General features: G+C 38.1%; 5 protein-coding genes. All 5 read right to left on the bottom strand.

What is annotated here, in order from left to right; translation table 11 throughout:
* Positions 1 to 952 (bottom strand): amidohydrolase (locus VLB74_RS08030; protein WP_325202937.1); only part of this gene is annotated, 952 nt, incomplete at its 3' end.
* Between the two features lie 150 nt (positions 953 to 1,102).
* Positions 1,103 to 1,618 (bottom strand): O-acetyl-ADP-ribose deacetylase, encoded by a 516-nt coding sequence (locus tag VLB74_RS08025; RefSeq protein ID WP_325202936.1) that lies wholly within the window; start codon positions 1,616 to 1,618, stop codon positions 1,103 to 1,105.
* Between the two features lie 37 nt (positions 1,619 to 1,655).
* Positions 1,656 to 2,105 carry a hypothetical protein gene (locus VLB74_RS08020; protein WP_325202935.1) on the bottom strand — a complete coding sequence of 150 codons (450 nt, stop codon included), beginning with the start codon at positions 2,103 to 2,105 and terminating at the stop codon, positions 1,656 to 1,658.
* Positions 2,106 to 2,245: 140 nt separating this feature from the next.
* Entirely contained in the window at positions 2,246 to 3,997 is a 1,752-nt protein-coding gene (locus tag VLB74_RS08015; protein WP_325202934.1) for a TonB-dependent receptor, read from the bottom strand.
* Between the two features lie 99 nt (positions 3,998 to 4,096).
* Positions 4,097 to 7,111 (bottom strand): tetratricopeptide repeat protein, encoded by a 3,015-nt coding sequence (locus tag VLB74_RS08010; RefSeq protein ID WP_325202933.1) that lies wholly within the window; start codon positions 7,109 to 7,111, stop codon positions 4,097 to 4,099.
* Positions 7,112 to 7,395 lie beyond the last annotated feature (284 nt).

The following is a 7,395-nucleotide window of genomic DNA, read 5'->3' as shown; positions in this document are numbered from 1 at the left end:
GACTATCCGTATAAGGTTTGTGCAGGCAGGCACCACGCGATCCCAAAGCACCATCTCCCATGAATTTAAAGGAACGCACATTGAGTTTATCGGTTTTATAAATCCCTTTTTTAAGGTAATAATCCAAGTTCTCGTTAGATGCCATGGCCATTGCATAGATGTTGATATTCAATCGGTCTTGGCGTTGTAAACTATCAATCAGGTTGATGACATCGCGATCCAATCCTGCTTCGTTTATTGTTGTCAAACCATAATCGAACATTGTTTTTTGCGCTGACAGAAGCGCGTTTATTTGTTCAGCTCTGGATGGCTTTGGCATTTTTTGATATACCAGTTCCATTGGATTATCGACTAAAACACCAGTAAGTGCACCATTTTTAACTTCAATCTGACCACCTTCTATTTTCGTTTTTGGAGTTATACCGGCCATTCTTAACGCAACCGAATTAGCAATCAGCGCATGACCGTCTATGCGCGTAAGCACTACAGGTATATCCGGGAAAATCATGTCAAGCTTTTGATTATTGGGAAATTCTCTTTCTGCCCAGTCGTTTTGATCCCAGCCCCTGCCTTGGATGTATGCTATTTTTCTTTTTCCGCGAAACTGACTTACTCTTTCAATTACTTCGTCGAAACTTTTTGTTCCACGCAAATCTACCGTCTGAAGGTTCATGCCGTAATTGTAAAAATGAGCATGTGCATCGTAGAACCCCGGATAGATGAATTTACCTTTTGCATCGTAAAAATCATCCGAACTAAACATTTCATTTATTTCAGCCGCTTTCCCTATCCCAACGATCTTACCTCCGGAAACGGCCAAAGCTTCAGCCTTATCGAATTTTTTATTTACTGTATAAATTGTCGCATTGGTTATGATAAGATCGACAGTTTGCTTTTGGGCATTAGCCATGCAAGTGATCAACACGAAAAGAAGAGTGATTTTAAATTTCATTTTTCAGAAGTTTTGTGTTTCCTGTCAGTTTTGGAAAGACAGAAAAAATTGGTTTCCCAAAGATATTAATTAAAGATTAGGATTACAAATAAAGAACTGGCTCGGAATCAAGACTTTAGATCCATTTTCATCCAGCTGTTTTATATGTCCCTATATTTTGGATAGTTCCCTATTAATTAAGGACTCGTTTTCATCATCAAAACAAACAAACAGCACTTTTTCGATTTCTGAATGATTTGACAAAAATTCAGAAACGGTTTTGACTGCTATCTGTGCTGCAGCTTCTTTTGGAAATCGGTATACCCCCGTACTGATGCTTGGAAACGCAACGGATTTGCAATTGTTTTCTACAGCTAATTTCAGTGAGTTTTTATAGCAGTTGGCGAGTTTTTGGTTTTCATCATTGTTTCCGCCGTACCATATCGGGCCGACCGTATGAATTACAAACTGTGCAGGGAGTTCGCCTGCTGTGGTAATTACCGCCTCTCCGGTTTCACATCCTCCTTGTTTTGCGACAATCTTTTTGCAGTCTTCCAAAATAGCATTTCCGCCAGCTCTGTGGATGGCCCCATCGACTCCGCCCCCATCCATAAGGGACGAATTGGCTGCGTTAACTATTGCGTCTACCTTAATTTTAGTAATGTCTCCCCTTACAACTTCAATCATAATTTTGGGTCTGATGTTATGCTACTAATTTAGCAAATTAGAGAACATCTTCAATCACAAATCGGGAACCATTAACCTCAACGGTATCCCCGATTTGTTTTCCCAAAATTTGTGAACCTAAAGGAGATTGCGGCGATAGTGCCAAAACCGAAACACCATCAATGGTTATTTTAGGCAAAGCGGCGCTGATAAAAAGCTGCAATCCGTTTGCTTTTACCAAACTTCCAACAGCAATAATCTTACCGGAAACCGATGCATCAATTTTACTTAAAATCGCTTTAAATTTAATGGCTTCCTGAAGTTTTGCACTCAATTTTTCCTGTTCGAGATGCATCATAGATAAAGCAGTTTCGTGTTTGTCTCCGGCTGAACTTTTAGCATCGTTTTGTGCATCATCGGCCAGACCGGAAATCATATCGCGATATACATCAATCTTGTCCTGAAGCAAGGTTAAATGATGATTTACTATTTTCTCTTTGAAGGTCATTTTAGAAAGATACTAAAGTACTGAAGCGCTAAGACTTTGAGGTTTTGAGGTGTTAAGGCGCTGGAACAGTGAGGTCACTAAATTATTAGTTTAGTCTAAAACCCAAGCTCCTTATTACCTTTACCACTTTGCGCCTAATTTTAAAAATCAAATTTATAGTTCGCTCCCAATAAAAACTGGAATCCCTGAACCGGATAATTCACCCAACGTTCGTATTGTTGGTTCGCAAGGTTGTTTAGCTTAAGAAAACCTGTTAAACGCTCACTGTGCTTGTATCCCAGATGTGCATTTAAATCGAAGTAGCTGTCTAAAGTAACTATTTCCGCAAAAGGAACACTTGCTGGATCAAATGTGTTTTCGTACATCACAACATCTTTACGTTCTCCGACGAAGAAAATATCGGCTCCCGCATACCATTTTTTAGTAATATCAACATCTAAATCGGCTCCGATTTTCAATTCCGGTAAGTTCCATGCTTCTTTCTGATCGGTTGAATAACTGTTAAACGTTCCGTTAACTCCGAAACTTACATTTTTGGAGAAATCCATTTTCAGCTCCCCGAAGAAACTCACTGTTTTCAAGTCATCATAAATCACTCCGAAGGAATTCCCATAAGCATAACCTTCTCCATCTATAGTGGCTGAGTCAAATGGATTAGCAACAAAAAATGCTTTATCATCCTCTGCCATATACGAACCTCTTACATTAAAAGCTACCGTATTGGCTAATTTCCCTTTAAGCCCAACATAAATATCATACTGTTGATTAGTTGGTGCTACGACAAGCGTTGGCGATACAAATTTATTTTCTTCCACGAAGTCGGCAAAAGAGTTTTGTTTCAGATTTCCTTCCGCTCCTGCATAAGCTATCATAATATCGCCCACTATCTTATAAGAAGCTTTTATTTGAGGATAGATATAAAAATTATCATCTGTTTCATCGTTGAAAATTCCTCGACTATAGAAAAAACCAGCCCCTGCCTGAACAGACAAATCGTCTTTTTGCAATAAAATTGAAGGAATTACGCCAAAATTCAAATAACTATAGCTCATTTCTGAACTATCAAAATAATTTTTTTCGAAACTTCCACCTACATAATCGGCCACAATATCGGCTTTGAATTTATAATTCTCCACTTCAAAATCAAATCCAGGTTTGATAAAAAATCTGTTCTCTTCAGAACCGTGAGAATCCCAGAAACGTTTAAACAGCATCGGACTTTCATTCATCAATCCTTCTTTCACATCGACTGTGGCACCTAAAGTAACTGTCTGATAGGTTTGCTGTTCTTCAATCGAATTAATCACATCGTCGGAAAAAGTCACAAATTCTGTTGGAAGACCGTACCAGTTGTACATTTGGTGTTTGTAACCTAAATCGGCATTCCAGTCTATGTCGCGTGTTCGGCTGCCATATGTTATATCTAACGCCGTATTGTAATAATCATCATCTAATACAACGTCGTCAATTCCGCCTTGAGACGACAAATGACGCAGCATTCCTCCTACATAATCATTGTTGCTTAACTCCTGTGTCACAAACAATTCGGCGTTTACAGTACCATAATTTCCAACTCCTAAAGTAGCATAGTTTTTAAAAAGGCGTTCTTTTGCTTCCTTATCCACGTCTGCTGCCCTTCCTTTTGCCGGAGTGAAAGTTGATGCTACCGGAAATGAGAAAATATTGTATTTTATTTCTTCTTTTTGTGTATTGGTTTCATCCTCTATAACCGGAGTTTCTTTTACTTTGAAAGCATCGGAAATGGTTGGCGTGTAAGGCTTCACCACATTTACTACTTCCGTTCCGATATTCTCGTCTTTCTTTTGCGCAAAAGTCTGCAATCCTGTAAAAAGAAAACCAATGGCCGTTAAATATTTGAATGTCTTGATCATATTTATTTTTTTAGGGAAAAGAGATAAGGGAAAAGGGATAAGAATCTGCAATTATTTCAATTCCGATATTTTTAAATTTCCTTCTATTTTTCTGTCTTCTTATTTTGTTATTGATGAATTACGTTTCGCTTCTTCCTCTTTAATGAAATCGAGTTCGGTCTGGGCCTCTGTAACGACATCATCAAATGAAGCGAAGTTCTTAATCACGTTCTCCAGAATATAGGTTGCCTGAAAACTGTCTTTCAGTCCGTAGAAGTTTTTCGCCATGACGATTAATCCTTTGGCTCCGAAATATTTATATCCGGAATAATCCTTGGCCAATTTTTGAACCACTTCATTGGATTTTTCAAATTTTCCTTCCTTGTTTTTGAAATAAGCGTCGTAGTATAAAGCTTCGGCAGCCAATTCCCCTTTTGCTATCTTCTGTAGTTTAGCATAAGCTTCTTTTGCTTTCACCTCGTCATTGGTTTTGATGGCCGAACGGGCTACGATGATTTGCGCATCACTTTTCACTTTGTCATCTGTTTTAGGATTCGCCAACACTTTTTCAGCGTATACAACGGCATTAGCAAATTCCTTCTGTTCATAATAACATTTCATCAGATTGGATTGCGCAAAGGTTACGTTTTGCGGGAAATCGGCTTCTGTTTCCAATCGTTGTAAGACCGGAACCGCTTTATCGTAGGTTTTGTTTTTCAGATAAATTTCGCTTAAACGCGCCAACGACTGCTCGGTGAATTCGTTTCTGGATTTACCGATGACATATTCATAATTCGGAATTGCCGTAGTTCCCAATCCGTCAGCAAAATATAACTGTGCCAGATAGAAATTGGCTTTCAGCGCATGCAGACCTTCAGGGAAATTAGCCAGATAACCGCTAAAACCGGAAATAGCCTGTTTTGCATTGTTCTGCAAGTATTGTTTTTCGGCAGCATTATAGGTATCGTTATCTAAATCGGCATTGGAAACTTCCACGAAATCCAAGGTTTTTACCCAGGCTGCATATTCATTTACTTTATTGTTATCCATGTAAATCAGGCGGGCAGTTGAAACCGCTTCGTTGGCTTCTTCCGTCCGTGGGAATTTGGAAACTACCTCCTTGAATTTCGTTAATGCCTGCTGATCTTTATCGTTGTTGTAATACACCAATCCCTGACGTAAAATTGCTTTGGAAACATAAGAGCTTTCTTTGTAGCCATCAATCAGACGATCGTAAGCTTCCACCGCTTTGGATACGTTATTTTGGGTTACGTAGGTATTTCCTAATTCGTATAATGCATCATCCGCATATTTAGAATCCGGGTGCTTTTTCATGAACGAGTTCAGGTTTTCGATTTTCAAATCGTTTTTACCAACAAATCCGTATGAAATCGCTTTTTGGAAATGAGCATAATCATCATCAACTCCTTTTAATTCCATCACCTTATTATAGGCATCCATGGCCGGCCAGTATTTTGAGGTAACGAAATAACTGTCTCCCATTCGCAGATAAGCATCATTCAGACGGACTTTATCGCTCTTTTCCGTATTGATGAAATCCTGAAAATGAGTTGCCGCATTTTCATATTCTTTCAATTTGAAATAAGTATAAGCCAAATTGTAACTTGCATTTTTAGCTTCAGGGACATTTTTAGCTTCTGCTGAACCCATGAATTGTTTGAAACTCATTAAAGCATCGCTAAACTGATCTAAATTGTACTCGGTTTCCCCTTTCCAAAAAGTAGCTCTGGCAGTAAATTTAGCATCTCGGGGTTCAGCTATAGATTTTTTGAACAGATTCAAAGCCTCATTATAATTTCCATCCGTGTATAATTCCAAACCGCGGTAAAACGTAACCTTCTGATAGGCCGGACGGTTTTGCGGATTTTTATTTTTTTCCAGCAACGTCAACGCCTCTTTATAATTTTTAGAAGTGATGTATGAATTGATCAACAGGTTTTCAACTTCCTGTTTATATGCCGTTTGCGGGTATTTTGCCAAATAGGCCTGCAATACTTCAGGCACACTTTGGTATGGATTCCCGATTTCGTAACTGATTTTGGCGTAATTCAGATAAGCATCTTCTTGGATTTTAAGATCAAATTCCATTTCGGAAGCATTCTTGAAAGCATTTAAGGCTTCCTGTTTTTTTCCTACTTTCAGATAACTTTCCCCTAAATGATAGTACGCATTTTGAGCTACACTATCCTGGCCTTCAATGATTTTATTGAACTGTGCAATGGCATTTTCATAATCACCGGCTTTGTAATAAGCGTATCCCAATTGGTAGAAATCGGTGTTATTCCATTTTCCTTTTTTTCCTTTGTAATTTAAAAGATACGGAAGTGCTTTGTCATATTGTTTTAGGTTGAAATAACTCTCCCCTATGATTTTAGACAATTCCGATTTCTCTTCGGCATTCGATTTCGATAATTGAGGAACACCTAAATCTATGGCTTTTTGAAAATTGCCCAATTTGAAATTCATATCAGCCTGGAAATAGGACATTTTTTCCTTATATTTTTCCTGATCCTGAACCTGGTCAAAGTATTTATTGGCGTCCTTGTAATTATCGGTCTCATAAGCCATAAATCCTAAATAGTATTTTGCCTGTGAACCGAATTCTTTTGAATTCACAACTTTATTAAAATATTTATCGGCTTCTTTTTTATTCTTGGCCGAAAAATAACAATACCCTTTCTGGAAATTGAATCGCTCCCGTTCTTCGTTGGACATGGAACTTTCGTCCACTTTATCAAAATACTTTAAAGCTTGCGGATAATTGGACTGCGCAAAATAATAATGCGCTACTTCTATGAAAGCCTGATTTTGTTTTGAAGAAGTCGGATAGTTCTCCACGAAATTTTCAATCAGCTTATCGGCTCCGGCCTGTTCCAAACGAATGGCGCAGTTTGCCGCATAATAAGCACAATCCGATTTTACTTCATAACTTACTTTTGAAGATTTCACCCTGTTGAACAGGATTTGGGCTGCATCATACTGATGATCTTTATACAGCGCAACGGCCTTGTCAAAATCAGTCAATTCATAAGTGTAGATGCTGGATTGCTGTGCAGAAAGACTCACAGAGCTCAAAATCAGGGAAGTATAGAGAAACTTATTCAGTTTTCGCATAGTACGGGCGTTTTAAAATTCAAATATATCAAATTCCTGTCGTTATTAACGTGCAACTTTAAGTGTTTATTATAAGGGTTTTCAACAAAATTAGGGAGAAGGGAAAAGAATCAAGAATCAAGAGACAAGAGGCAAAAAAACAGCTATCTGGAAATCGCGGAATATTGTTGCTGTATTTTGAATCAGTTTTTTTTAGCGATTATCTTTTTTCTTGTCTCTTGATTCTTGTCTCTTGTCTCTGTTTCATACGCAATACTTTTCCTCTTATCCCTTTTCCCTTTTTT

It is taken from the genome of Flavobacterium sp. (genome assembly GCF_035456225.1).
Lineage (GTDB): Bacteria > Bacteroidota > Bacteroidia > Flavobacteriales > Flavobacteriaceae > Flavobacterium.
The sequence above is the reverse complement of the archived record's forward strand: the minus strand, read 5'-3'. Positions and strand labels throughout refer to the sequence as shown.